General features: G+C 40.5%; 23 protein-coding genes, 1 tRNA gene and 1 other annotated feature. Of the genes, 18 read left to right on the forward strand and 6 right to left on the reverse strand.

The genetic code is table 11. The features are described from left to right. Window positions 1–161: 161 nt before the first annotated feature. The gene (ppdK, locus tag O3644_RS02220; RefSeq protein ID WP_371594953.1) at window positions 162–2,795 is read right to left on the reverse strand and encodes a pyruvate, phosphate dikinase; all 2,634 of its coding nucleotides are present in this window, start codon (window positions 2,793–2,795) and stop codon (window positions 162–164) included. A gap of 184 nt (window positions 2,796–2,979) precedes the next feature. Between ppdK and O3644_RS02225 the strand changes: the two genes are divergently transcribed. From O3644_RS02225 to O3644_RS02280, 12 genes are all read left to right on the forward strand, one after another. Then, window positions 2,980–3,615, forward strand: coding sequence for a CBS domain-containing protein (locus O3644_RS02225; protein WP_371594954.1), 636 nt, complete (start codon window positions 2,980–2,982; stop codon window positions 3,613–3,615). A gap of 5 nt (window positions 3,616–3,620) precedes the next feature. Further along, complete coding sequence (locus tag O3644_RS02230; protein ID WP_371594955.1) at window positions 3,621–4,451, forward strand: pyruvate, water dikinase regulatory protein; 831 nt, start codon at window positions 3,621–3,623, stop codon at window positions 4,449–4,451. Window positions 4,452–4,571: 120 nt separating this feature from the next. Beyond that, the gene (locus O3644_RS02235; RefSeq protein ID WP_371594956.1) at window positions 4,572–5,714 is read left to right on the forward strand and encodes a cysteine desulfurase family protein; all 1,143 of its coding nucleotides are present in this window, start codon (window positions 4,572–4,574) and stop codon (window positions 5,712–5,714) included. 3 nt (window positions 5,715–5,717) lie between these two features. Next, window positions 5,718–6,932 (forward strand): tRNA uracil 4-sulfurtransferase ThiI, encoded by a 1,215-nt coding sequence (gene thiI, locus O3644_RS02240; RefSeq protein ID WP_371594957.1) that lies wholly within the window; start codon window positions 5,718–5,720, stop codon window positions 6,930–6,932. Between the two features lie 76 nt (window positions 6,933–7,008). Further along, window positions 7,009–7,608 (forward strand): hypothetical protein, encoded by a 600-nt coding sequence (locus O3644_RS02245; RefSeq protein ID WP_125405339.1) that lies wholly within the window; start codon window positions 7,009–7,011, stop codon window positions 7,606–7,608. A gap of 105 nt (window positions 7,609–7,713) precedes the next feature. Beyond that, window positions 7,714–7,801: a sequence feature (ribosomal protein L21 leader region), on the forward strand. Window positions 7,802–7,836: 35 nt separating this feature from the next. Beyond that, window positions 7,837–8,151 (forward strand): 50S ribosomal protein L21, encoded by a 315-nt coding sequence (gene rplU, locus O3644_RS02250; protein WP_005591928.1) that lies wholly within the window; start codon window positions 7,837–7,839, stop codon window positions 8,149–8,151. Between the two features lie 15 nt (window positions 8,152–8,166). Beyond that, window positions 8,167–8,511 (forward strand): ribosomal-processing cysteine protease Prp, encoded by a 345-nt coding sequence (locus O3644_RS02255; RefSeq protein WP_005590407.1) that lies wholly within the window; start codon window positions 8,167–8,169, stop codon window positions 8,509–8,511. A gap of 17 nt (window positions 8,512–8,528) precedes the next feature. Next, a complete protein-coding gene (gene rpmA / locus O3644_RS02260) occupies window positions 8,529–8,822 on the forward strand; it encodes a 50S ribosomal protein L27 (RefSeq protein ID WP_005590406.1) in 294 nt (97 codons plus the stop codon). A 162-nt stretch (window positions 8,823–8,984) separates the two neighbouring features. Next, a complete protein-coding gene (locus O3644_RS02265; protein ID WP_048763143.1) occupies window positions 8,985–10,967 on the forward strand; it encodes an NACHT domain-containing NTPase in 1,983 nt (660 codons plus the stop codon). A gap of 103 nt (window positions 10,968–11,070) precedes the next feature. Next, window positions 11,071–11,379 carry a rhodanese-like domain-containing protein gene (locus tag O3644_RS02270; protein WP_045497485.1) on the forward strand — a complete coding sequence of 103 codons (309 nt, stop codon included), beginning with the start codon at window positions 11,071–11,073 and terminating at the stop codon, window positions 11,377–11,379. 13 nt (window positions 11,380–11,392) lie between these two features. Next, window positions 11,393–13,045, forward strand: a complete 1,653-nt coding sequence (locus O3644_RS02275) for an FAD-dependent oxidoreductase (RefSeq protein WP_048763140.1) — start codon at window positions 11,393–11,395, stop codon at window positions 13,043–13,045. Further along, complete coding sequence (locus O3644_RS02280) at window positions 13,042–13,335, forward strand: rhodanese-like domain-containing protein (RefSeq protein WP_048763137.1); 294 nt, start codon at window positions 13,042–13,044, stop codon at window positions 13,333–13,335. Before O3644_RS02275 ends, O3644_RS02280 begins: the two co-directional genes overlap by 4 nt. Window positions 13,336–13,536: 201 nt before the next feature. Here O3644_RS02280 and O3644_RS02285 read toward each other — a convergent pair whose 3' ends face one another. Continuing rightward, the gene (locus O3644_RS02285) at window positions 13,537–13,791 is read right to left on the reverse strand and encodes a metal-sensitive transcriptional regulator (RefSeq protein WP_015605027.1); all 255 of its coding nucleotides are present in this window, start codon (window positions 13,789–13,791) and stop codon (window positions 13,537–13,539) included. A gap of 270 nt (window positions 13,792–14,061) precedes the next feature. On the opposite strand from O3644_RS02285, the gene O3644_RS02290 reads away from it, so the two are divergent. From O3644_RS02290 to O3644_RS02300, 3 genes are all read left to right on the forward strand, one after another. Then, window positions 14,062–16,026, forward strand: coding sequence for a peptide ABC transporter substrate-binding protein (locus O3644_RS02290; RefSeq protein WP_048764338.1), 1,965 nt, complete (start codon window positions 14,062–14,064; stop codon window positions 16,024–16,026). 124 nt (window positions 16,027–16,150) lie between these two features. After that, window positions 16,151–16,222 (forward strand) — tRNA-Arg (locus O3644_RS02295). 59 nt (window positions 16,223–16,281) lie between these two features. Then, on the forward strand, window positions 16,282–16,698 hold the full coding sequence (locus O3644_RS02300; RefSeq protein WP_048764449.1) for an NUDIX hydrolase: 417 nt from the start codon (window positions 16,282–16,284) through the stop codon (window positions 16,696–16,698). Window positions 16,699–16,740: 42 nt separating this feature from the next. Here O3644_RS02300 and O3644_RS02305 read toward each other — a convergent pair whose 3' ends face one another. Then, on the reverse strand, window positions 16,741–17,727 hold the full coding sequence (locus O3644_RS02305; protein WP_005591942.1) for an L-lactate dehydrogenase: 987 nt from the start codon (window positions 17,725–17,727) through the stop codon (window positions 16,741–16,743). Window positions 17,728–17,933: 206 nt separating this feature from the next. Between O3644_RS02305 and gyrA the strand changes: the two genes are divergently transcribed. Together gyrA and O3644_RS02315 are read left to right on the forward strand one after the other, a co-directional pair. After that, window positions 17,934–20,384, forward strand: a complete 2,451-nt coding sequence (gyrA, locus tag O3644_RS02310; RefSeq protein WP_048764340.1) for a DNA gyrase subunit A — start codon at window positions 17,934–17,936, stop codon at window positions 20,382–20,384. 7 nt (window positions 20,385–20,391) lie between these two features. Continuing rightward, on the forward strand, window positions 20,392–21,138 hold the full coding sequence (locus tag O3644_RS02315; protein WP_048764342.1) for a class A sortase: 747 nt from the start codon (window positions 20,392–20,394) through the stop codon (window positions 21,136–21,138). 623 nt (window positions 21,139–21,761) lie between these two features. Here the strand turns inward: O3644_RS02315 and O3644_RS02320 are convergent. Then, window positions 21,762–22,586 carry a hypothetical protein gene (locus tag O3644_RS02320; RefSeq protein ID WP_048764345.1) on the reverse strand — a complete coding sequence of 275 codons (825 nt, stop codon included), beginning with the start codon at window positions 22,584–22,586 and terminating at the stop codon, window positions 21,762–21,764. Between the two features lie 261 nt (window positions 22,587–22,847). Here O3644_RS02320 and radC point away from each other — a divergent pair, with 261 nt between their 5' ends. Further along, window positions 22,848–23,531: a DNA repair protein RadC gene (radC, locus tag O3644_RS02325; RefSeq protein ID WP_371594958.1), complete on the forward strand. Its 684-nt coding sequence runs from the start codon at window positions 22,848–22,850 to the stop codon at window positions 23,529–23,531. On the opposite strand, the gene O3644_RS02330 is transcribed toward radC, so the two are convergent. Both O3644_RS02330 and O3644_RS02335 read right to left on the reverse strand, forming a co-directional pair. Continuing rightward, window positions 23,528–24,220 carry a gamma-glutamyl-gamma-aminobutyrate hydrolase family protein gene (locus tag O3644_RS02330; protein ID WP_045497467.1) on the reverse strand — a complete coding sequence of 231 codons (693 nt, stop codon included), beginning with the start codon at window positions 24,218–24,220 and terminating at the stop codon, window positions 23,528–23,530. The genes radC and O3644_RS02330 overlap by 4 nt on opposite strands. A 24-nt stretch (window positions 24,221–24,244) precedes the next feature. Beyond that, window positions 24,245–24,892 carry a redox-sensing transcriptional repressor Rex gene (locus O3644_RS02335; RefSeq protein ID WP_005590387.1) on the reverse strand — a complete coding sequence of 216 codons (648 nt, stop codon included), beginning with the start codon at window positions 24,890–24,892 and terminating at the stop codon, window positions 24,245–24,247. Window positions 24,893–24,895: the final 3 nt, after the last annotated feature.

The raw sequence follows: 24,895 nt of genomic DNA on the forward strand, positions 1-24,895 counted from the left end.
AGTCGCTCCTTTTCGTTCTTAATTTATTATACGTCTTTTATTTAGAAAAGTCTTCCAAAAATCTGAATTTTTTAAATGAAAACGCACACAAAAGAATGAAGAACAACAGCTCTAAAAGGCGGAGAGATAAGCCTCTTAGAGCTGTTTGTTTTATCAAAATGTTAGAGCTGCTTTGGAGTTGTTTCAGAGTTAAGGGCAGCTTGGGCTACAGCTAGCCGAGCTGTTGGGACTCGATAAGGGGAGCAGGAGACATAAGTGACTCCGATTTCTTGTAAGAAAGGAATGGAAGTCGGATCACCTCCAACTTCGCCACAAACTCCGATGGACAAGGTTGGATCTACTTGGCGAGCTTTTTCAATCGCCAATTTCATCAATTGGCCGACACCTTCTTGGTCAAGGCTTTGGAAGGGATCCTGCGTCAGCAACTTTTTCTCTTTATAATCATTGAGGAATTTTCCGATATCATCTCTTGAAAAGCCAAAAGTCATCTGGGTCAAGTCATTGGTTCCAAAGCTGAAGAAGTCCGCTTCCTGAGCCAGCTGATCAGCAATGAAGCAGGCTCTCGGCAGTTCGATCATGGTTCCGATATCATATGGGAATGGAGGGCATTGATACTTTTTGAAAATCCATTCGATATGCTTGATGAGCAGCTCTTTGAGGTAGACAAGCTCTGATTTTGTAGCAATCAATGGAATCATAATTTCAGGACGGACTGGATTTCCTTCTTGCTGTAGTCTAATGGCACTGCTAAAGATAGCTTCTATTTGCATCTTATAAATATCTGGCAAGGTGATTCCCAAGCGACAGCCGCGATGGCCTAGCATAGGATTTGTTTCTTGCAATTGCGTGATTTTTCTTTCTAGTTGACTGGCTTTTTTATTGAGCTTTTCAGCCAGTAGGGCAATTTCAAGTTGGTCTTTAGGGAGAAATTCGTGCATTGGAGGATCCAATAGACGGACAATCATGGGCTTTTGGCCAACAGTCTGGAACATTTGATAGAAGTCTTCGTCTTGGTAATCAAGGAGATGGGCAAGTGCCTCTCGTCTTTCTATCTCATTTTCGGCCAGAATTAATTTCCTCATTTGCAGGATTCTTTCCTCACCGAAAAACATATGCTCTGTTCTTGCTAGTCCAATTCCTTGAGCTCCAAAGCTAATAGCGGTTTGCAAATCGTGGATCGTTTCAGCATTGGCGCGGACGGAGAGTTTAGCTACTTCATCAGCCCAAGTCAGCAAGAGCTGCAAATCCTGATCATTTTCTACAGAGACAGTCGGGATTTGCCCCAGATAAAGAAAACCAGTCCGACCGTCCACAGATAGAATATCTCCTTCATTGAGCAAGATATCTCCGCACTGGATGGTCTTGCTGTCCTCTTGGACAAGCAGATCTCCACATCCTGTAACACAGCAGGTTCCCATCCCTCGGGCGACAACTGCCGCGTGTGAGGTCATCCCACCTTGGCTAGTGACGATTGCTTGGCTAACAATCATTCCTTCTATGTCTTCGGGAGAAGTTTCTTGCCGGACCAGCACAACTTTTTCGCCAGCTTCATGTAGTTCTTTAGCTCGCTTGGCAGTAAAGACAATTTTTCCTGTTGCAGCACCGGGACTGGCTGGCAATCCTTGCGCTAAAATTGTCGCTTGCTGGAGCTTATTCTCATCAAAGACTGGGTGAATCAGCTGATTGATATGAGCAGGGCTAATCCGACGAATGGCATCGGACTTGTCTATCTTGCCTTCTTTCACTAATTGTAGAGCTATTTTCAAAGCAGCCTTGACCGTTCGCTTACCATTACGGGTTTGCAGGATATAGAGCTTGCCCTTTTCGATTGTAAATTCGATATCCTGCATATCCTTATAGTGATCTTCAAGGATGTGGGCATATTCTTGAAAAGCAGCATAGGCTTCTGGCATCTTTTCTTGCAGATTTTGAATAGGTTCGGGCGTACGAATACCAGCAACGACATCCTCTCCTTGGGCATTTAAAAGAAATTCGCCAAAGAGGCCTTTTTGACCAGTTGCTGGATTTCGAGTGAAGACGACACCAGTTCCACTTTCTTGATCAAAGTTGCCAAAGACCATGACTTGAATATTAACGGCGGTTCCCAAATCTTCTGGAATCTGATTGAGCTTGCGATAGACTTGGGCGCGTGGATTATTCCAAGAGCGGAAAACGGCTTTGATAGCAGCGAAGAGTTGTTCCTTAGGATTTTGAGGAAAAGTCTGATAATGCTCACGATAGAGCTGCTTGTATTGATCGATGAGAGCTTGGTGCTCTTCTAAGCTAAACTCGTTGGCAGTCTTACCAGCATTCTTCTCAAAATAGGAGAGCAAGTGATCGAAGTCCTCTTTGGGAATTTGGAAAACGACGTCTGCATACATCTGGAGCAGCCTGCGGTAGCAATTATAGGCAAAAGCCATATTGGTTTTGGAAGCCAAGGTTTGGGTTCGCAGGTCATTTAGTCCTAAGTTTAAAATCGTATCCATCATACCAGGCATAGAAAACTTGGCACCACTGCGCACAGAGACTAGCAGTTGCTCCTCTTCGTTTCCTGAGAAGTATTGGCCGGTTTTTTGCTCCAGTTCAGAAATAGCCTGCAAAATATTCTCTCTTAATGTTTCTTCAAAAAAATAGGGGCTGTTTAAAAAATGAATACAGGCTTGCGTCGTAATGGTAAATCCTGGTGGAACTGGCAGTCCCAAATTGGTCATTTCAGCCAGATTGGCCCCTTTACCACCCAAAAGAGCATTTTGCTCGGCTCGTCCTTCCTCAAAGGAATAAATCCATTTCGTCATATCTTACCTCCAAATAGACAAAAATGTGTCATATATATCTGGTTTATATTCTAATATACATCACATATATTTGTCAATGGAAAAAATCGTTATATTTCATTGATATAAGATAAAAATATGATATAATATGACAGAAAAAGATGAAAAATAGAGTATTCTATCTCTAAAAAGGAGACATATTGCATTGGAATTATCAGCACGCCAAAAGCAGATTGTTGACATTGTCAAGAAAGAGCAGCCCGTCAGCGGGGAAAAGATTTCGGAATTGATGGAGATTTCTAGAGCAACTTTACGCTCAGACCTGTCCTTTTTGACGCTGGTTGGCATTTTAAAAGCGACGCCAAAGGTTGGCTATACTTATTCAGGGAATGATTTAGAAACCTTGTTTTTCTTTGATACTTTTCGCAAGAAAGCGGAAGATATTATGATTTCTCCCGTTTTGGTGTCTCAAGACACTTCCATACAGGATGCGGTGATAAGGCTCTTTATGTATGACGCGGATGTTCTTTATGTCATTGATGAAAAGAAGCTACTCTTAGGAATTGTCTCGCGCAAGGATTTGCTACGGGCGGCTTTATCCAGTAGTATAGGAACAACGCCTATTGCAGTTTGTATGACGCGGATGCCTCATCTTAGAACCTGCCATAAGGATATGAATATACTAGAGGTGGCCGCTCTTTTGCAGGATTTTGCCATTGACTCCCTGCCTGTGGTAGAGGAAGATAATGAGCGCAAGATTTTAGGGACGGTGACTAAGACAGCTCTGCTGGACTATATCATTCAGGAAGCGCGCCAAGCGGAAGTAAAGAGACAGGAGTAGTGACAATGAAGAAAGAAATTATTGTATATAGCATTTCGGATTCTCTAGGAGGAACCTCGCAGCGACTCTTGTCAGCTGTAAGTGCGCAGTATCCAGATTTGACATTTAATAATAGCTACCGTTTTCCTTTTATAGACAAAGAGCAAGAATTGCTGGAAATTTTGCAAGATGCTTTAAAAGATGATGCCTTGGTCATCAGTACCTTGGTAAATGGAGAATTAGCTAGACTAGCTAGAGAATTTAGCCAAAACCACAAGCTGGCATACATTGATCTCATGCACCCGTTCTTTGAAATCATAGGAGAAAAGACCGGGATTAGCCCGATTGAGATACCAGGAACTTTGCACCGTTTGGATACGGAATATTTTAATAAAATATCAGCGATTGAGTTTGCAGTAAAGCATGATGATGGAAAATCTCCGCAAGGATTTTTGGAGTCGGATCTAGTTCTACTGGGAGTTTCACGGACTTCAAAAACTCCTCTCAGCATTTTTTTGGCCAATAAGGGCTACAAAGTTTCCAATTTACCTTTGATTCCAGAAGTTCCGCTTCCTCAAGTTTTAGACAAGGTGGACAAGCGTAGGATCATCGGTCTGGTCTGTGAGCCAGAAAAATTAGTCAAAATTCGTAGCAACCGCCTCAATTCGCTGGGACTGTCCCACTCGACCAGTTACACAGATTTGGAGAAGATTTATCAGGAATTAGACTATTCCAAAGAAGTCTTTAGAAAATATCAGACGGAGGTCATCAATATTACGGATAAATCAATTGAAGAGACAGCTTTCCTAATTGAGGATTATTTAAAAAAATTAGATATGATTGGCGAGGCGCAGTAATCGTCTTCAGGGCCGGTTCCTAAATTTATCAGGTAGGAACTGCGCCCTTTTCTTGTTCCTAGGCTCGTTTCGTGTTACAATAGGAGTATTGATTTTTACTGATAAATACAGAGGAAAAAGATGATTTATTTAGATAATTCAGCGACAACCAAGCCCTATCCAGAGGCGCTGGCTACCTATACAGAAGTGGCTTCTAAAATCTGGGGCAATCCATCCAGTCTGCACAGTTTAGGTAGTCAGGCCACCCGTCTCTTAGAAGCTTCTCGCCGGCAAATAGCAGAGCTTTTAGGTAAGTCTTCGTCGGAGATTTTTTTTACGTCTGGAGGAACAGAAGGGGACAACTGGGTGCTTAAGGGAGTTGCTTTTGAAAAGATTCCTTTTGGCAAACACATCATTGTATCTAACATCGAGCATCCAGCGGTTAAAGAATCAGCCCTCTGGTTGCAGAGTCGGGGATTTGAAGTCGATTTTGCGCCAGTAGATAAGGCAGGTTTTGTTGAGGTAGACAAGCTAGCGGAGTTGATTCGACCAGACACCACTCTAATCTCCATCATGGCTGTCAATAATGAAATCGGCAGTATTCAGCCCATTCAGAAAATATCCGAACTGCTAGCAGACAAGCCGACTATTTCCTTTCACGTGGATGCTGTCCAGGCTGTTACGAAGATTCCGACAGCTGCTTATCTGACGGATCGCGTGGATTTTGCAACATTTTCCAGTCATAAATTTCACGGCCTTCGTGGTGTAGGATTTGTCTATATCAAGTCTGGTAAGAAAATCAGCCCTCTCTTAACTGGTGGCGGCCAGGAGTCAGACAAGCGATCAACGACGGAAAACTTAGCCGGCATTGCAGCCACGGCCAAGGCCCTACGTTTATCCATGGAACAGCAAGAAGTATTTGCCAAACGAACAGCAAAGATGAAGGCGATTATCCTTGAAGAGCTGCAGAAGTATCCCGACGTGGTGGTCTTCTCAGGCTTGGAAGATTTTGCGCCTCATATCCTGACCTTTGGTATCAAGGGAGTACGAGGTGAAGTCGTCGTCCATGCATTTGAAGACTATGAGATCTATATCTCGACGACCAGCGCTTGCTCTTCTAAGGCTGGTAAGCCAGCAGGTACGCTGATTGCTATGGGGGTCGAAAAGTCTATCGCTCAAACTGCTGTCCGTATCAGTTTGGATCTTGACAACGATATGAGCCAGATGGAGCAGTTTTTGACAACCTTTAAAATTATTTACGAAAAAACCAGAAAAGTAAGGTAAACAATGCAATATTCAGAAATTATGGTGCGCTATGGTGAGCTTTCTACCAAGGGCAAGAACCGCATGCGCTTTATCAACAAACTCAAACGTAATATTCAGGCTGTTTTGTCAGTCTATCCGGAGGTCCATGTCAAGGCTGATCGTGACCGGACCCATGTCTATCTGCATGGAACAGACTATCAGCCTGTCGCTGAGTCACTCAAGCAGATTTTTGGGATTCAGAATTTTTCGCCGTCTTACAAAATTGAAAAATCTGTGCCAGCCCTAATTGAAACTGTCCAAACTATTATGAAGGAAGTCTATCAAGAGGGCATGACCTTTAAGATTACCAGCAAACGCAGTGATCACAGCTTTGAATTGGATAGCCGCGAGCTGAACCAGACACTGGGAGATGCTGTTTTTGAGGCCATTCCCAATGTTCAGGTCAAGATGAAAGCGCCAGATATTGATCTGCGCGTTGAGATTCGTGAAGAAGCAGCTTATATCTCTTATGAGACCATTCGTGGTGCTGGGGGATTGCCAGTCGGTACTTCAGGAAAAGGCATGCTTATGCTGTCTGGTGGGATTGACTCACCGGTGGCTGGCTATCTGGCTCTCAAGCGCGGTGTGGATATCGAGGCGGTTCACTTTGCCAGTCCGCCTTACACTAGCCCAGGTGCTCTGAAAAAAGCTCAAGATTTGACAAGAAAACTGACCAAGTTTGGTGGCAATATCCAGTTTATCGAAGTGCCTTTTACAGAGATTCAAGAGGAAATCAAGGCCAAGGCTCCAGAAGCCTATCTCATGACACTGGCTCGTCGTTTTATGATGCGTATTACAGACCGGATTCGGGAGGAGCGGGGCGGTCAAGTCATTATCAATGGAGAAAGTCTAGGTCAGGTGGCCAGTCAAACTATCGAGAGTATGCAGGCTATCAATGCCGTGACCAATACACCTGTTATCCGTCCTGTCGTGACGATGGACAAGCTGGAAATCATTGAGATTGCGGAAAAAATCGATACTTTCCAAATCTCTATCCAGCCATTTGAAGATTGCTGTACTATTTTTGCGCCTGACCGGCCTAAAACCAATCCAAAAATCAAGAATGCTGAGCAGTACGAAGCTCGCTTAGATGTTGAAGGCTTGGTAGAACGCGCTGTTGCAGGCATCATGATTACAGAAATCAAACCACAGGCAGAGACTGATGAAGTTGACGAGCTGATTGAGGACTTGTTATAAGAGTTTACGGAGTATCTTTTTGCTAAAAGAATCTGGAAGCTATTTCCATTGATGCTGAAGATAAAAGGGGATATTTATGAACGAGTGGGATTATTTCTTGAGTGGGCTCATGCGAGCATTGTCTTGGAAAGATGGCCAAGATAATGCTTTGCTGTTTGGAATTCCCAGTTGGACTTATTTTATTGGTCTCTTAGTTCATTTCCAGATTTTCCTAAGCTTGTATGCTCTCTTATTTTGGGGATATCATAAAGATATTAAGGAAGCTGGCTCTGTCAAGAAGGCCATGAGAAATAAATGGAACACCATACGTCAAAGCCAAAAAAGTACGGGCAGAGCTATTTTTGTCACAATAATTGGCATTCTTCTTATGTTTTTTATCTTTCCTGCTTATGAAGGCTATCGAATGACCAATGGTATTTGGCGCTATCATTATTTTACTAATCAGATAACCGAGCTAAAAACGGCTTTAGTGACTGGTGTTGATACCGAGACTGGAGGAAGTAAGTCTACCTATTCTCGTATTACCTTTACTATTAACGTTGATGGAAAAGAGCGAGAGGTCAATGTTTCAGATAGTAATAAAAGTCTTGCCAGATCAGCAAAAAAACATTTGAAGCCTCCGAAAGCTATTGAGGTGTATGTCAATCAAGAAGGGCAGATTGTATATTTTAAATAAATGGAAGTACAGAATGAGTATATTTAGTGGAAAATCCGTTTTCATTAAATGAAATTACTTGCAAAAGGTTAGTAGAAGTGCTATACTAAGAATGTTGACTATGCACGGCCTGTGCAACCGCTCGAACATCGTTGCTCACATAGTGAGTATAAAGTGGTTCGTCCCACGATGCTAGGCGAGTCTTCACAAAAATATGGGGAAACCCAAAAAAATCATAGGAGGTGCATAATGAGCACATACGCAATCATTAAAACTGGCGGAAAACAAGTTAAAGTTGAAGTTGGTCAAGCTATCTACGTTGAAAAATTGGATGTTGAAGCTGGTCAAGAAGTGACTTTTAACGAAGTTGTTCTTGTTGGTGGTGATAAAACTGTTGTCGGAACTCCACTTGTTTCTGGAGCTACTGTAGTTGGAACTGTTGAAAAACAAGGAAAACAAAAGAAAGTCGTTACTTTCAAGTACAAACCTAAAAAAGGTAGCCACCGCAAACAAGGTCACCGTCAACCTTACACTAAAGTTGTCATCAACGCAATCAACGCTTAATTTACAGGAGAACACATGATACAGGCAGTCTTTGAGAAAGCCGAAGATGGCGAGCTGAGGAGTGCGGAAATTACTGGACACGCCGGAAGTGGCGAATACGGCTTTGATGTCGTGTGTGCATCGGTTTCTACGCTTGCCATAAATTTCATCAATTCAATTGAAAAATTTGCAGGCTATGAACCAATCCTAGAATTAAACGAAGAAGAAGGCGGATATTTACGAGTAGAAATCCCTATGGATATTCCGCCGCATCAGAGAGAAATGACTCAACTTTTCTTTGAATCATTTTTCTTGGGAATGGCAAACTTATCGGAGAACTCTTCTGAGTTCGTCCAAACCAGAGTTATCACAGAAAACTAACACGGAGGAAAAACACTATGTTAAAAATGAATCTTGCAAGCTTGCAACTTTTCGCCCACAAAAAAGGTGGAGGTTCAACGTCAAACGGACGTGATTCACAAGCAAAACGTCTTGGAGCTAAAGCGGCTGACGGACAAACTGTAACTGGAGGATCTATCCTTTACCGTCAACGCGGTACACACATCTACCCAGGTGTTAACGTTGGCCGTGGTGGAGACGATACATTGTTCGCAAAAGTTGAAGGTGTAGTACGCTTTGAACGTAAAGGTCGCGATAAGAAACAAGTATCAGTTTACCCAATTGCGAAATAATTCATTATTGATAAAAATCCCTGTCTCAAGATTGGGATTTTTATTTTTGAGAAAAATTAAAATCGTTTCCTTTTGTGAAATAATTTTAAAATAAATTGTTGCTAGCTGCAATGTTTTTTTTGTATAATAGAGTTGTTATAAGGATATTCTAAGGAGGGCAATATGGAATTTTTAGGTTTAGCTATTTCAGCTTTGTTAAATAATACGTTGATTCAATTAAAAGATGAATTAGTGGATTTTGGTGTAGATAATTGGGAAAAATTTGAAACTAGATTTAATAAAAGTTTTACATCCTATTTTGAGGGTTCGTTTAAGAGAGTGAAGAATATTCCATTTGTGCTAAGCGGTACAAATAATATCGATTTGCTTTCTATTTTTCAGCCCACTTATTTAAAATCAGAAACAAGTGATGTGAGATGTTATACTGCTGATCTAGATAATATTTTAAAAGAATCAGATAATGCTTGGATTTATGGATATGGTGGCATTGGTAAATCAACCATGCTGAAGTACTTTTTTCTTAAGGAGATTGAAAAAGCTACGAGTGATAATAATCAAAGAATTCCCATTTATATTGAATTGAGGAAATATAATTTTGATTCGAATAAAAGAAGGGAATTTTTAAATTTTATATATGAAGAAGCTAAAGTATTAGGGTTTGATTTAGAGTTTAAGTATTTTGAATATATGGCAAAAAAAGGGCGTTTTATTTTTCTTTTGGATGCTTTTGATGAAATATCTTCAAATAATATGGAGCAAGCAGCGACGGAGATAGAAGAATTAGCCACTAAATATTCTAATAATCCAATCCTTGTGACTAGCCGAAAATTACCTTTTAATCATATAAATAATGCCTCTTTATTTCATCCCTACCAAACGAATGGCTTAAGTAAAGACGAAGCGATAGCATTAATAAGTCGTATCAGTAAATTGCCTATAGCACAGCTAAAAGAAGAGGTGTTTGAACGATTTATCAATAGTTTGGAAGTACATTTATATGATGAATATCAATCATTTGCAGAAAATCCTATATTGCTTTTTTTGATGCTACAAATGTTTGAAAGAAATGCAAGTTTTCCGACTGAAAAAGCTACATTTATCAAAGATTCTTACCGACTTCTCTATAAAGAACATGATCATTCAAAATTAGTTGCTCTAACTAGAGAGTTTAAAACCGACTTGCCTGAGTCTACTATGATGCGAGTGATTTCTCATCTATGTTTTCTCACTTATTTTGAAAATAATGGAAAGAAATCAGAGTTTACAGAAAGTGAGATTCTTTCTTTGCTAGATAGGGTATTAAATGATGAAGGCAAATCTTCAACACGAGCTGAAGATTTGCTTGCTGATTTGATAACTTGTTTATGTATCATACATAAAGAGGGACAATCTTACTATTTTGTTCATAATATTTTCCAAGAATTTTACTCCGCCAACTATTTATATGATTTGGATAATGAAGTTCAGGAACAATTTTTTAAAGATAATTTTCTTGCTGAAGATATGAATAGTCGTTTGATTGACACTACTTCAGAATATTATCATGAGTTGGATAAAGAATTTAATAAGAAAAAGTTAAAATACAATATCTTTCTACCTGTTTTAGAAGAATTAAAACGTAGAAATGAAGGAAGAGACTTTGTTGAATTGGATACGATTTCATACAGAGTGATACTATCTCCTAAAGGTGAGGGAGACATTAGTTTCTTGGATTTCGGTTCTGTTTTTTTATCATATTTTACGTTTTTTGCTGAAATGCTTTATTTTTCAGTGCAAGATAAAAATCTGCCTTTGCCTGTAAAATTTCCCCAAATTAAAGACAACGAGATATCTTCTATAATTTCCACATATCATGATAATTTAACGGATGAAGAGTATTTTCAACTGCGTGTTAAAATTGATAATGAACTCCAAAACGTAAAACTAACAAGTGAAGCAATGGAACTTATGGAAAAGTATAAGCTAGACTTGATTTATTTCTTTATTGACTATAATACAATTTGTAAAGACGCTGCATGGCTTAAAGTCTTCAAAAAAAGTAGTGCTTATGAATGTTTAAATTTTATTGAAGACTGGGTAATCAAGACAAAGTCCGAAAAAGAAGCAGATAAAAGAAAAATTCCAATTTTAAATTTAAAAAAATAAATCGGCAAAATCTGCTGATTTATTTAGTTTTGAAATCGTTTCCTTGACATTTTCTCTTCTTAGTGTTTTAATATACCCTATAGGGGTATAAAGGAGAAAAAATATGTTTCATTTTTTTACAAAAATAGATAGTATTTCAACGGATGAGTTGGAGAAGCGATTGAAGTCCAATATCCAACTAATTGATGTACGGACACCATCCGAATTTCGTAGAGGACATATCAAAGAGGCCCAGAATATTCCTTTGAGCCAAATTGGTCAATTTGCTCCAGCTAAAAAGGAGACGATTTACGTTATTTGCCATTCAGGCGTGCGGAGCAAGATGGCAGCGAAAAAGCTGAAGAAAAAGGGCTATGATGTTGTCAATGTCCGCGGTGGTATGAGCGCTTGGACAGGGAAAACCATTAAGTAGAAGGGGTTAAACAATGAAAATTATTATCGTTGGTGGAGTTGCAGGCGGTATGTCTGCGGCAACACGTTTAAGACGGATGATGGAAGATGCTGAAATTGTGATTTTTGAAAAAGGTCCTTTTGTATCTTTTGCGAACTGCGGTCTGCCTTATTATATTTCTGGTGAAATTGCTGAGCGAGATGCTCTCTTGGTTCAAACACCTGAAAGTCTCAAGGCGCGTTTTAACTTGGATGTGCGACCTTTTCATGAGGTGGTGAAAATTTCGCCTGAAGATCATACGGTGACGGTGGCTCATGACGGTTCAGAGTTCACAGAGCAGTATGACAAGCTGATTCTTTCACCGGGGGCGAAGCCTTTTATTCCTGAGATTGAAGGACTTTCAGAAGCAAATAATGTATTCACTTTGCGCAATGTTCCAGACTTGGATCAGATCATGTTAGCCTTGGATAAAGAGCCACAAGAGGCTGTTGTCGTAGGTGCTGGATTTATCGGTCTGGAAACGGCTGAAAATCTGCGCAAGCGTGGCCTGAATGTGACAATCGTAGAAAAAGCACCGCATGTCTTGCCACCATTAGATGAGGAGATGGCAGCTTTTGTCCAAGCGGAATTAGCCGATAAGGGAGTGAAAGTCATCACTTCCCAGTCAGCGACTCGCTTCGAAGAAAAGGGCAAAATAATCGTCTTGGAAGATGGTCAAAAATTGGCTTCAGATGTGACCATTCTCTCTGTCGGGGTCCAGCCTGAAAATAGCTTGGCTAAGGCAGCAGGGATTGAAACTGGTCTTCGTGGGGGCATCTTGGTCGACGAGCATTATGAAACAAGCCAGAAAGATATTTTTGCAGTCGGCGATGCTATCCTTGTCAAGCAGGAAATCACTGGTGAAGATGCCCTGATTGCCCTAGCTTCGCCTGCTAATCGACAAGGTCGTCAGGTAGCAGATGTTATTGCTGGCTTGGAGCGGAAGAATAAGGGAAGCATTGGTACGGCTATTGTGCGTATCTTTGATATGACAGCCGCTTCCACAGGCCTGAACGAGCGTTTCCTTCAGCAAAATCAGCTGCCTTATCAAGCGATTCATGTCAGCGGTAAGGATCATGCAGGCTACTATCCAGGTGCGACTGACTTGACCTTGAAATTGCTCTTTGAGCCAAAAACTGGAAAAATCTATGGTGCTCAAGGTGTGGGTAAAAAAGGCGTTGACAAGCGGATTGATATTTTGGCGACAGCTATCAAGGGCAATCTCACGATTTTTGATTTGCCAGAGCTGGAGTTCACCTATGCACCACCTTTTGGCTCAGCCAAGGATCCGGTCAATATGCTGGGCTATGCAGCTATGAATCTAGCGGAAGGCTTGAGTGAAAATATCCAATGGCACCAGCTGGAAGACGAGTTGGCAAGCGGGAAAGTCTTTTTAGATGTTCGGACGCTCAATGAGTTTAAGCAAGGACGCCTGAAGGCAGATAAAACAGTCCATATTCCGCTGAATGAACTCAGAGAACGCTTGGCTGAGCTGGATAAGGGAGCAGAATATATCGTGAGCTGTCACAGTGGTCTGCGCAGCTATATTGCCGAGCGAATCTTAAAACAAGCAGGATTTGCAGTGAAAAATCTAGACGGAGCTTATGCTTTGTACAAAATGGTAAAACCAGAAGGAGTAGAAAAATGAAAACTATATCAGCAGCTGATTTAGAAAAGCAGTATCAATCTGAAAAATTGGCCATCGTAGATGTGCGCGAAAGACATGAATTTCAAGCGGGTCATATCCCAAATGCTGGAAATCTTCCGCTTAGTGAGTTGGAAACTGGCTATAAAAGGCTGGATCCTGACTACAAATACTATGTCATTTGCCAAGGAGGTGCACGTTCAGCGACTGCTTGCCAATTTCTTGCCATGCAGGGCTTTGATGTGACCAACGTATCAGGTGGCATGAACGCTTGGTCTGGAGAGATGGAATAAAAGATAAAAAGAGAGTGGGACAGAAATCGGTAATTCGTTAGAATTCGATTTCGTCGTCCCACCTCCGCACAGTTGAGTAGGGCTGTAAAAGCTGATGAAATCAGCCTAGTAGAGCCCACTCAACCACTGCGTCTTGCTCGACAATCCAAAGACAATTGAGAGGCTAGGACTTTTGTCCCAGCCTCTTTTTTTCTGTTCTTCTTATTTTCGATTTACCAGAAAATGAATAGCTTTCTCTATTCTTTCCCTTTGCTTTTTCGGATCATCAGATGGATTTTCTAGGCAATCCGTTAAATTCTCAGTAATAACCATCTCAATAACACGGTCAACGCTGGAGCGGACGGCTAATAACTGTGTGAGAATATCTGAACATTCCCTGTCCTCTTCAATCATTTTTTGAATGCCTCTTAACTGACCTTCAGAGCGCTTTAGGCGGGTAATATAATTAGAATTCACTGTAATTTCCTCGTTTGTTTACATTGAGTTTATTATATGCTTAATCTGTATATTTGTCAATTGGATTGGGTGGAGGCAGTTTTCAGAAATTTTCCATAATGACTCTCTGATTCCTCTATTTACTTTTTATTAAAATTCTGGTATAATAGCTTATGTTATAAAATATAACATAGAAATTTAACTAAGAGAATACTAAATAAAATAAGGGCTTATCTTTATTTCCGATCCTCTTATTCTTAGACTTTTCTCTCAATTTTTGGAGGTGTATTTATGAAAGTATCAAAAATGCTTTTAGCTACTGGAGTGGTACTCAGTGCAGGAGTATTCTTGTCAGCTTGTGGCAAATCTTCATCCAGCACAACCACATATTCTTATGTTTATGCCAGCGATCCAGATAGCTTGAACTACCTGACCACTAACCGTGCAACTACATCAGACGTTATTACAAACCTTGTGGATGGTCTTTTGGAAAATGATGAATATGGAAATCTAGTTCCTTCTCTTGCAGAATCATGGACAGTTTCTCAAGATGGCCTGACTTACACATATAAGCTTCGTAAGGATGCTAAGTGGTTCAATGTTGATGGCGAAGAAGTTGCAAGTGTGAAAGCTCAAGACTTTGTGACTGGACTTAAATATGTTGCTGACCAAAAGTCTGAAGCCCTTTACCTGATTCAGGACTCGATTAGTGGCTTGGATGCCTATGTCAAAGGCGACGAAAAAGACTTTTCAAAAGTCGGAGTGAAGGCAGTAGATGATTATACGGTTCAATACACGCTGACACGCCCAGAGCCTTATTGGAACTCTAAAACGACGAATAATATCTTGTTCCCTGTCAATGAAGAATTTTTGAAGTCTAAAGGAAAAGATTTTGGTTCTGTTGATCCATCAAGTATTCTTTACAACGGTCCTTTCCTTTTGAAATCTTTGACCTCTAAATCGTCTATGGAATTCGTTAAGAATCCAAATTATTACGATAAAGACAAGGTCAGTCTAGAACATGTTAAATTAACCTACTATGATGGATCAGACCAAGAATCTTTAATTCGCAACTTCAGTGATGGTGCTTATAGTGGTGCCCGTCTCTATCCGAATACTTCAGGATTTGCGGCAGTTAAGAAGAAATATGCGGACAATATACTTTATAGCCCACAGGATGCGACCTCATATTACTTTAATTTCAACTTCAACCGTCAATCATACAATCACACTTCCAAAACAAGTAATGATCAAAAGAATGGAACAAAAGAAGCGGTTTTAAATAAGGACTTCCGTCAGGCCGTCAATTTTGCCCTTGACCGGAGTTCTTATGGTGCGCAAAGTAATGGTAAAGATGGAGCTACCAAGCTGTTGAGAAATACGCTTGTTCCACCAACATTTGTTCAAATTGGCGATCAAACATTTGGCCAAGTCGTTGCCTCTAAATTAGTGAATTATGGTACAGAATGGGCGAATATCGATCTGACAGATGCTCAAGATGCTTATTATAATCCAGAAAAAGCTAAGGCAAGATTCGCTAAAGCCAAGGAAGCTTTAGAGTCTAAGGGAGTTCAATTCCCAATTCATTTGGACCTTCCTGTAGACCAGGCTGACAAGGTGAGTATCCAATGGGCAAGTTCAGTAAAACAATCAATTGAATCAACCTTGGGTGCAGAAAATGTAGTGATTGACCTTCAGAAGATTAGTGTGGATGATTTGAACAACATCACCTATTTTGCAAATACTGCAGCTCAAAAGGACTATGACTTCTATACAGGGGGCTGGTCAGCTGACTATCAAGACCCATCTACCTACTTAGATACTCTAAATGTAAATAATGGCGCTAGCTTGCAAAACTTTGGCTTTGAGCCAGGCCAAGATATGGACAAGATGAAAGAGCTGGGCTTGGACACTTATACTAAGATGTTGGAAGAAGCAAATGCTGAAACGACAGATGTGAAAGTTCGCTATGAAAAATATGCGGATGCACAAGCTTGGTTGCTTGATAGTGGGATTATCATGCCGACCATTTCAGGAGGCGGTAGTCCTTCTGTAAGTAAGTCCAAACCTTTCAGTCGTGCCTATTCACTCGTTGGAATCAAGGGATCTGGCTTCAACTTTAAATACACAAAACTCAGAAGTGAAATTGTAACGACCAAAGAATATGAAGAAGCTAAGAAGAAATGGCAAGAAAAAACGTTGGAATCTAACAAAAAAGCCCAAGAAGAACTAGCGGATCATATTGAAAAGAAATAAGGGATTAAAAAGATTAACTTTCTTTGAGAGTTAATCTTTTTGATTTGATCTAGATTAGAAATTTCGTAAAAGGAGCCATTTAGGCTTGTTTTTTTATGAAAAATTAGTTATAATGAATAAGTTGCCACCCTTAGTGTAATGGATATCACGTAAGATTCCGGTTCTTGAGATGGGAGTTCGATTCTCTCAGGGTGGATGACTGAAGCTTGGACTCGTGAGAGTCCTTTTTTGTTGTCTAAGAGAGAGGAGACTGCTATGGCAGTGAAGTTAATCGCTCATACCTTGATTGAGAAGAATGGGCAGTATTTACTTATCAAACGCTCAAAAATAAAGCGCGGCCTTCCTAATGTTTATCCATGCTATTGGGATATTCCTGGCGGAAGCGTAGAAGAGAACGAACTACCCAGAGAAGCAGCTCTACGCGAGGCTATGGAAGAGGTTAATCAAAAGATTCGAATTGATAAGATTATTCATGAAGATAGTCAGTTTGACACAAGTAAAAATACTGTTTTTACACGCTTGGTTTATGAGGCTAGGATTATAGAGCAGCGTGATATCCTATTGGATCCAGAAGAGCATACAGACTTTATTTGGCTTTTTTCTTTGGAGGACTTAGAGGGAGAGCTGATTGTTCCTTATTTGCTTGATATTTTTGCTGACAGATCCACATAAAACAAAAAGACATCCCCTTTTATCAGGAGATGTTTTTTCTGATTAGTTTTTAGATGCTTCTTGGAATTCTGGATTCTTCCATGCTTCATCAATAATTGCTTGCAATTCTTTAGCAGATGCTTGCATTTTTTGAGTTTCTGCATCGTTCAATGGGATATTCACTGGACGAACGATACCGTGTGCACCAACAACTGCTGGTTGACCGATGAAGACATCTTTCACACCGTATTGGCCTTCTTGGAAGACTGAAAGTGGAAGTACGGCATTTTCATCGTCAAGGATAGCTTTTGTAATACGAGCAAGGGCTACAGCGATACCGTAGTATGTAGCGCCTTTCTTGTTGATGATTGTGTAAGCAGCATCACGAACACCTTCGAACAATTCGATTAATTCAGACTCTTGAACATTTTGAGTATCTTTAAGGAATTCTTCAAGGTTTACACCTGCGATGTTTGCATGTGACCAAACAGCAAATTCTGAATCGCCATGCTCACCCATGATGTAGGCGTGAACTGAACGAGCATCAACATCCAATTTTTCAGCAAGTGCTTGACGGAAACGAGCTGAGTCAAGTGAAGTACCTGAACCGATAACGCGTTCTTTAGGGAAACCAGAGAATTTCCAAGTTGAGTAAGTCAAAACGTCAACTGGGTTAGCAGCAACAAGGAAGATACCATCGAAACCTGATTCAACAACTTGTGTTACGATTGATTTGTTGATGGCAAGGTTTTTACCAACGAGGTCAAGACGAGTTTCACCTGGTTTTTGAGGTGCACCCGCAGTGATAACAACAAGGTCAGCGTCCGCACAGTCAGAGTATTGAGCTGCGTAGATCTTTTTAGGTGAAGTGAAGGCAAGGGCGTGGCTAAGGTCAAGCGCATCACCTACAGCTTTTTCGTGTAATTGTGGAATTTCGATAATTCCAAGCTCTTGTGCAATTCCTTGGTTAACAAGCGCGAAAGCGTAAGATGAACCTACGGCACCGTCACCAACAAGGATGACTTTTTTATGTTGTTTAGTAGCAGTCATTTCTAAACATCTCCTTATTATTTTTGGGGTTTTCCCCATACAATTACATTCTACCACTTTTGATACAGTTTGTCACGGCTCACCGTGGTATTTTGACCCCTAAAAGGCTATGTAAACGTTTTTATATTCGGTTTTAAATACTGAAAATATAGCTAAAATGTGGTATAATGAGATAGTGATTTAATATTGAAATGAGGCATTTTTTAATGCAAGATAGAAACTTAGTAGATGTCAATTTGACCAGCGAAATGAAGACCAGTTTCATCGATTATGCAATGAGTGTTATCGTGGCTCGGGCTCTTCCAGATGTTCGCGATGGTCTTAAGCCGGTTCATCGCCGGATTCTTTATGGCATGAATGAGCTAGGCGTTACGCCTGATAAGCCTCACAAGAAATCAGCTCGTATCACAGGGGATGTCATGGGTAAGTATCACCCGCATGGTGACTCCTCTATTTATGAAGCGATGGTGCGGATGGCTCAATGGTGGAGCTATCGCTACATGCTGGTAGACGGCCATGGAAACTTCGGTTCGATGGACGGAGACGGGGCTGCTGCCCAGCGTTATACAGAAGCACGTATGAGTAAGATTGCTTTAGAGATGCTTCGTGATATTAACAAAAATACTGTTGATTATATTGACAACTATGATGCCAGCGAGAGAGAGCCGATGGTTCTTCCTGCTCGCTTCCCTAACTTGCTCGTAAATGGAGCGACAGGGATTGCAGTTGGGATGGCGACTAATATTCCTCCACATAATCTTGGTGAGTCTATTGATGCCGTTAAGCTTGTCATGGATAATCCAGAAGTAACGACTCGGGACATCATGGAAGTCCTGCCTGGTCCAGATTTCCCGACAGGAGCACTGGTGATGGGCAAGTCTGGTATTCACCGGGCTTATGAAACGGGGAAGGGTTCGATTGTTCTTCGTTCGCGCACTGAAATCGAAGAGATGAAAAATGGCCGAGAGCGAATTGTCGTAACCGAGTTCCCTTACATGGTGAATAAGACTAAGGTCCATGAGCACATCGTTCGTCTGGTGCAGGAAAAACGTATTGATGGTATCACAGCTGTTCGTGATGAGTCCAACCGTGAAGGGGTCCGTTTTGTCATTGAGGTTCGTCGTGATGCCTCTGCTCATGTCATTCTAAATAACCTTTTCAAGCTGACTCAGATGCAGACCAATTTCAGCTTCAATATGCTGGCCATTCAAAATGGTGTGCCGAAGATTCTGTCTCTGCGTGAGATTTTGTTGGCCTACATTGAGCACCAAAAGGAAGTGGTGACTCGACGAACTGCCTTTGATAAAGAAAAGGCGGAAGCGCGAGCACACATCTTAGCTGGTTTGCTGATTGCGCTGGATCATATTGATGAAGTGATTCGCATCATCCGTAATAGCGAGACAGATGCAGAAGCACAGGCTGAATTGATGGCTAAATTTGAGCTGTCTGAGCGCCAGAGTCAGGCTATCCTCGACATGCGTCTGCGTCGTCTGACTGGTTTGGAACGCGATAAGATTCAGTCAGAGTATGACGAGCTGATTGCCTTGATTGCGGACTTGGCTGATATCTTGGCTAAGCCAGAGCGCGTTGTCGCTATTATCAAGGAAGAGTTAGACGAGGTCAAACGTAAATTTGCTGATGACCGCCGAACTGAGCTGATGGTGGGAGAAGTTCTTTCTCTTGAAGATGAAGATTTGATCGAGGAAGCGGATGTTTTGATTACCTTGTCTAATAAAGGCTATATTAAACGTCTGAATCAGGCAGAATTCACTGCTCAGAAACGTGGTGGCCGAGGTGTTCAAGGAACTGGTGTCAAAGATGATGACTTCGTCAAAGAGCTGGTTTCAACAAGTACCCACGATAGACTGCTCTTCTTTACTAACAAAGGCCGAGTTTATCGTCTCAAAGGATATGAAATCCCTGAGTATGGCCGTACAGCTAAGGGCTTGCCAGTGGTCAATCTCTTGAAACTGGATGAAGGAGAGACCATTCAGACCATTATTAATGTCCAGCAAGACAGTAGCGATCATTCCTATCTCTTCTTTACAACCCGTCTAGGTGTGGTTAAACGAACCAGCGTGACAGAATTTGCTAATATCCGTCAGAACGGTCTCAAGGCCCTGAATTTGAAAGATGAAGACGAGCTTATCAATGTCTTTCTGACGGACGGTGCTGCGGATGTTATCATTGGTACTAAGTTTGGTTATTCGGTCCGTTTCAATGAGACAGCTGTCCGGAGCATGAGCCGTAGTGCGACAGGTGTTCGTGGGGTTAATCTGCGTGACGGCGACCAGGTCGTTGGAGCTGGTGTGATTTCTGAGGGTGACGAAGTGCTTGTCATTACCGAAAAAGGCTATGGTAAGCGAACTCTTGCCAGTGAGTATCCAACCAAGGGCCGTGGTGGTAAAGGGATAAAAACAGCCAATATCACTGATAAGAACGGACCTCTCGCTGGTCTGATGACCGTCACTGGCGAAGAAGATTTGATGATTATCACCAATACAGGTGTCATTATCCGTACCAGTGTGGCTAATATTTCTCAGACAGGCCGCTCAACTATGGGAGTGAAGGTTATGCGTCTGGACCAAAATGCTCAGATTGTTACCTTTACAACGGTTGCGCCTGACGCAAAAGACGATGAGGAAGAAGTAGAATAAGAGGAGGATGAATGTGAAGAAATCTAAGAAAAAATTCAAGCTAAGAAATTTCATCATTAACTGTGCGGTTTTCCTTTTATTTCTAGTTGCTCTAGCTCTGATTTTCAACTCGTCTATCCGAAATATGATCATGGTTTGGCACACGAATCAATACCAGGTTAGCAAGGTCTCTAAGGAAGAAATCAAGCAGAATAAGGCAGTCGAGTCGAGTTTTGAGTTTAGTGAAGTCCAATCTCTTTCGACAGAAGCGGTCATCAATGCTCAGTGGCAGGCCCAAAAATTACCAGTTATCGGTGGCATTTCAATTCCTGAAGTTTCGATGAATCTGCCAATTTTCAAAGGTTTGGATAATGTTGGCCTTTACTATGGTGCTGGCACTATGAAAGAAGATCAACAAATGGGACAAGGGAATTACGCCTTAGCTAGCCATCACGTCTTTGGAATTACTGGAGCCAGTGACATGCTCTTTTCACCGCTAGACCGTGCCAAAATAGGGATGAAAATCTATATCACGGATAAGGATAAGATCTATACCTATACGATTTCTAGTATAGAAAGTGTCGCACCAGAGCGCGTGGATGTCATCAATGACACAGAAGGAGTTGCTGAGATCACTTTAGTCACATGTGAGGATGCAGCAGCAACCAGTCGAACTATTGTTAAAGGTACGCTTGAAAGTACGATTGACTATGACAAGGCACCAAACGATATTTTAGATGCTTTCAGTCGATCTTATAATCAAATGCAGCTATGATGCAAATATTGTCAAAACGAAGTAACAAGAGTTACTTCGTTTTTTGGTTGAAGATAGCTATAATAATACTTGAAAGACAAAATTTAAGGAGAGAGCGAGTAAGCACTTTATTCATGGGAAAATTATCAAAGGAAAATTATCAAACTAACTGTCTTATATATCAAGATGAGACGGGTTTCGATTGTGTTAGTAAAATTGGTTCATGCTCGTATCCAAGGGGCTATCGTTCTCATGTAGCCGGTCAGCATATTCGTGAGTTTCGCTATTATTATGGAATTGTGGATATCCAAACCTTGAATATCTCTGAAAATATAGAATTTACCTCCATTCCACCTTAGATACCTGAATGAACCCTATTGAGCAAGTCTGGGTTGAGATTTTAAAACGTGGGTTTAAGAAAGAAGTATATAGAAAATTGAATGAGAACATTAATAAATTCAAGAGAGTATTCAAATCTCATCTTCTTGTCAACTTAAATTGACTGTATGTAGAGAATGGACTTCAGCCATTCTTGATTATTTTGAGTATGATATCAAACTTAATTTTAAAATTTAAGCAATTTATATTAAAAAGACCGTTTCTACGGTCTTAGCTTGTAATTGATTATAATTCAAAATGAACATCTACTCTTTAATTTCAGAAAACTCAGCGTCAATTATTTCGCTGTCATTTAAGCTATCTTTGAATTCTGGATTTAACTCATCTTCAATACCAAGATCTAGTTTATATTCTCCCTTTAACATTTTTTCAAATGTGTCAGCAAGTCTTGTTCCCATCGGCTTAAATGTAAAGTAAGTAATTCCTCCTGAAGCTAATCCTCCTAGAATTGGAACTGTCTTTGTAATTATAGAACCAACTGATTTTTTTGTAATGTTTACGCCAATAATTGTTCCGACTTTTTTCACAAGAGGATACCAAGCCGTTTTAGTTAATGCTTGTTTAGCTACCATTTTCCCAAGATTCTTTCCCGCTGTCTTAGAAACATTTGCAATCAAGGCAGTTGCTCCACTTGCACCGAACATTATTCCAAGGTAAGAGATGATTCGTATTTGTACTTCTTCAGGTAATTCCTTATAGTTTCCTTTATATAAGTCGTCTTCTCCAAATAAATAAGCAATTTGTTGAGCTAAATTTAGAGCAAAGCCCATATATTGAACAATATCTGCTCCCCCAGCAACTACAGCAGTAACTGGATTTGAAGGTAATCCAGCAACAAAAGAAGTGAAAGAGGTTTTAGCGGTGCTATCTTTGATTATTTTTTCAGCCCTTTTTCTTAATGCCTCTGGTGTGAAAACTATTTGAGGCCCATGTTCCAAAATACTATCAAGATATCTACTATCTTTAAATTGATTCCGAAGGAATTCTTCTCTATCTACCTTCACGACTGGAAGTTGGCTAGCCGCATTGATTGTCTGTATAACTACAGAATAAGCATCATTTTGCTTCATAAAAATTCTCCTTTTGATTAGTATCTATATTATATATATATATATATTGTCAAGTATTTTATTCTATTTCATTATTGAGTTTCTTTTAATAATTTTGTATAGAAAATTGTTGCTTTTTCAAGCTTTAGTAATTAAGAATAAAATAACCTAAATAAGTGAGCTACCTCAATTGATAAATATATTATCAAACGTTTGGTATGTAGTTCATTTATTTAGGTTCTTTTTTTATTTAATCTCGAATTAATAGGTAAGGAGGTTGATATGTATCGTATTTCATTGCAGGATGACATAAGCATGATGCCGCGTGAACGGCTGATAAGAGAAGGAGCGGATAAACTCAGTAATCAGGAATTGCTATCTATATTTTTACGAACAGGCAGCAAAAAAGAAACTGTCTTTCAAGTTTCTCAAAGGATTTTATCATCGATTTCTAGTTTGAATGATTTGAAATATCTGACTTTGCAAGAATTGCAGACAATTTCAGGTATTGGACCTGTAAAGGCTGTTGAGTTGCAGGCCATCATTGAGCTTGGCTGTCGTATCAACAAAGCTGAAGTGCTGGAGAGGGAGCAAATTCTTGGAAGTCAAAAACTAGCTCGCAAAATGCAGGTCGAATTGGGAGATAAAAAGCAGGAATGTTTGGTTGCTATTTATCTCAACAGTCAAAACCAGATCATCCATCAGCAGACAATCTTTGTAGGAACGGTAACTAGAAGTATTGCTGAACCACGTGAGATTTTGCATTATGCGCTCAAACACTTGGCAACATCTATTATACTTGTGCACAATCATCCTTCTGGAGTGACTTTCCCAAGTAAGAATGACGACGAGGTTACCAAACACATGAAAGAAGCTTGTGAACTAATGGGGTTGGTTCTTTTAGATCATTTAATTGTTTCAAAAAATAATTATTATAGTTATCGTGAAAAAACAGATTTGATCTAAAGTTTGTGGACCACATAATCAAACAAGGCTAAATCACCTGTTCTTGTGGGAAATAGAAATTCTGGATGCCACTGCACACCAAGAAATGGACTTCCATCAGTTGAGGTAACAGCCTCAATGACCTTGTCACGAGGATCGTAGGCTATAACTTCTAGATTTTTCGCTAGATCCTTGATACTTTGGTGATGGAATGAGTTGATTTGGCAAGTAGGTCCGTATAATTCATGGAGGATGGAGCCATTTTTAGTGACCATAGTCTGTGTGGTGTATTGAGCAGTGCTATCTTGCCAGTGATTCTCGATGTCTTGGTGAAGTGTGCCACCCATAGCAACATTGTAAAGCTGAGTACCGCGACAGACACCAAAAATAGGCTTGTTTTGCTTCCGTGCTTCTCGGATGAGAGCCAGTTCAAATAGATCCCTTTGAAGCAGATAATCATCGCTTTCGATAGTCTGTTCCTCGCCGTAGAAATGAGGGTGGACATTTTGTCCACCGGTAAGGATCAGTTTATCGATCATAGTGATATAGGTGTGAGCTAAGGCTTCATCACCAATTGGTAAGATAATTGGGATTCCTCCAACTTTATTGACTCCCTCGATAAAGCCAGTTGAAGTATAACTAATATGAATAAATTGATCGTTAGGAATATCCCTTTGGTTTCCTGTTATACCGATAATCGGTTTTTTCATAAAGTGTTTGTTTCCTTTCTTACCTTACTCATCATCTTTTCTCATGAAGTAGAGTAAGGTTTGGAGTTCGCTGGTTAGGTCCACATATTGTACAACCACATCTTTGGGGACAGATAGGTGCACTGGGGAGAAGCAAAGAATTCCCTTGATACCAGCATCAACCAAGACGGATGCGACTTCTTGTGCCTTAACGCTCGGCACTGTCAGAATGGCTGTCTTTACGTTTCCTTCTTGGACCTTTTCTTTTATTTGAGAAATTCCATAAATAGGAATTCCATCATTTGTGGTGGTTCCGACGTCAGAATAATCATCTGTATCAAAGGCCATTACAATCTTCATTTTATTCCGTTCATGAAAGCGGTAGTGTAAAAGAGCACGGCCCATATTTCCGACACCAACAATCATGACATTTGTAATCGAGTTGTCATTGAGAAGATTGGCAAAGAAATTCATTAGTTTCTTGACATCGTAGCCAAAACCTCTACGACCTAACTCACCGAAGTAAGAAAAGTCACGCCGAACAGTCGCAGAGTCGATTCCAATCGCCTCTGCGATTTGTTTTGAATTGGCCTTTTCAATATTTTCTGCATTAAATCGCTTGAAAATTCGGTAGTAGAGGGAGAGCCGCTTAGCAGTAGCACGTGGAATAGAATTGCTTTTTTCAGTTTTCACAAA

Source organism: Streptococcus sp. 27098_8_113 (genome assembly GCF_041432545.1).
Taxonomy (GTDB): domain Bacteria; phylum Bacillota; class Bacilli; order Lactobacillales; family Streptococcaceae; genus Streptococcus.

What these genes read in the sequence shown, in the direction of transcription:
- O3644_RS02235 (WP_371594956.1), top strand. Translation starts at nt 4,572, where the DNA reads ATGATTTATTTAGATAATTCAGCGACAACCAAGCCCTATCCAGAGGCG.
- ppdK (WP_371594953.1), bottom strand. Translation starts at nt 2,795, where the DNA reads ATGACGAAATGGATTTATTCCTTTGAGGAAGGACGAGCCGAGCAAAAT.
- O3644_RS02280 (WP_048763137.1), top strand. Translation starts at nt 13,042, where the DNA reads ATGAAAACTATATCAGCAGCTGATTTAGAAAAGCAGTATCAATCTGAA.
- O3644_RS02245 (WP_125405339.1), top strand. Translation starts at nt 7,009, where the DNA reads ATGAACGAGTGGGATTATTTCTTGAGTGGGCTCATGCGAGCATTGTCT.
- O3644_RS02270 (WP_045497485.1), top strand. Translation starts at nt 11,071, where the DNA reads ATGTTTCATTTTTTTACAAAAATAGATAGTATTTCAACGGATGAGTTG.
- radC (WP_371594958.1), top strand. Translation starts at nt 22,848, where the DNA reads ATGTATCGTATTTCATTGCAGGATGACATAAGCATGATGCCGCGTGAA.
- rplU (WP_005591928.1), top strand. Translation starts at nt 7,837, where the DNA reads ATGAGCACATACGCAATCATTAAAACTGGCGGAAAACAAGTTAAAGTT.
- O3644_RS02265 (WP_048763143.1), top strand. Translation starts at nt 8,985, where the DNA reads ATGGAATTTTTAGGTTTAGCTATTTCAGCTTTGTTAAATAATACGTTG.
- O3644_RS02305 (WP_005591942.1), bottom strand. Translation starts at nt 17,727, where the DNA reads ATGACTGCTACTAAACAACATAAAAAAGTCATCCTTGTTGGTGACGGT.
- gyrA (WP_048764340.1), top strand. Translation starts at nt 17,934, where the DNA reads ATGCAAGATAGAAACTTAGTAGATGTCAATTTGACCAGCGAAATGAAG.
- O3644_RS02255 (WP_005590407.1), top strand. Translation starts at nt 8,167, where the DNA reads ATGATACAGGCAGTCTTTGAGAAAGCCGAAGATGGCGAGCTGAGGAGT.
- thiI (WP_371594957.1), top strand. Translation starts at nt 5,718, where the DNA reads ATGCAATATTCAGAAATTATGGTGCGCTATGGTGAGCTTTCTACCAAG.
- O3644_RS02275 (WP_048763140.1), top strand. Translation starts at nt 11,393, where the DNA reads ATGAAAATTATTATCGTTGGTGGAGTTGCAGGCGGTATGTCTGCGGCA.
- O3644_RS02320 (WP_048764345.1), bottom strand. Translation starts at nt 22,586, where the DNA reads ATGAAGCAAAATGATGCTTATTCTGTAGTTATACAGACAATCAATGCG.
- O3644_RS02330 (WP_045497467.1), bottom strand. Translation starts at nt 24,220, where the DNA reads ATGAAAAAACCGATTATCGGTATAACAGGAAACCAAAGGGATATTCCT.
- O3644_RS02315 (WP_048764342.1), top strand. Translation starts at nt 20,392, where the DNA reads ATGAATGTGAAGAAATCTAAGAAAAAATTCAAGCTAAGAAATTTCATC.
- O3644_RS02230 (WP_371594955.1), top strand. Translation starts at nt 3,621, where the DNA reads ATGAAGAAAGAAATTATTGTATATAGCATTTCGGATTCTCTAGGAGGA.
- O3644_RS02300 (WP_048764449.1), top strand. Translation starts at nt 16,282, where the DNA reads ATGGCAGTGAAGTTAATCGCTCATACCTTGATTGAGAAGAATGGGCAG.
- O3644_RS02290 (WP_048764338.1), top strand. Translation starts at nt 14,062, where the DNA reads ATGAAAGTATCAAAAATGCTTTTAGCTACTGGAGTGGTACTCAGTGCA.
- rpmA (WP_005590406.1), top strand. Translation starts at nt 8,529, where the DNA reads ATGTTAAAAATGAATCTTGCAAGCTTGCAACTTTTCGCCCACAAAAAA.